The organism is Ralstonia sp. VS2407 (assembly GCF_052950655.1).
In genome coordinates, this window is the sequence record NZ_JBRFVG010000131.1 from 1 (window position 1) to 529 (window position 529).

The following is a 529-nucleotide window of genomic DNA, read 5'->3' on the forward strand; positions in this document are numbered from 1 at the left end:
TCCGGCGACGGCAGCAGCTTGTCGCCCGTCAGCGTCTCGAGGAAACCGACGAGCGCCTTCGAGCGGTAAAGCTCGGCGATGAGCGGCGCCTTCTCGTCGATCGTGTGGCGGCTCACGCTGCCGCCTTGCTTGTGGCCCGGCAGATAGTTGCGGTTGATCTCCGGCACGAGCGCGCGCGCGCAGTCCGCGACGCGGCCGGCGAGATCCTTCGGCAGGAATTCGTCCAGATAGAGGAACGCGTCCTGGCGCGCGAACTCGCCGCGCAGCCGCGCGCGGTCGAGCACGGCCACGCGCGCGGCGACGGCGGCGTCAGCCGAACCGTGCGCCGCCGGTGCTTCGAGGTCCATCATCATTTCGAGGGCTGGATTTCGGTTGAATTGGGCGCGCCGGCGCCGGCGCCGCGGCGCACGATGCGCCAGTAGTCGATCACGACCCATGCGGCGAACAGCGGCGCGCCGATCGACGCCGCGAGCAGGAACGGCTCGACGCCGTCGAGCAGCGTGACGACGGGCAGCAGATACAGCACGTC

Annotated in this window: 1 protein-coding gene and 1 pseudogene; both read right to left on the minus strand. The window is 70.1% G+C overall.

Annotated elements, in window-relative coordinates; translation table 11 throughout:
* A partial coding sequence (locus tag ACU8YE_RS24225; RefSeq protein WP_446929913.1) for a HalD/BesD family halogenase occupies nucleotides 1-353 on the minus strand: 353 nt, incomplete at its 3' end.
* Nucleotides 350-529, minus strand: a pseudogene (locus ACU8YE_RS24230) (CDP-alcohol phosphatidyltransferase family protein); the annotation flags it as partial. The gene ACU8YE_RS24225 and the pseudogene ACU8YE_RS24230, both read right to left, overlap by 4 nt.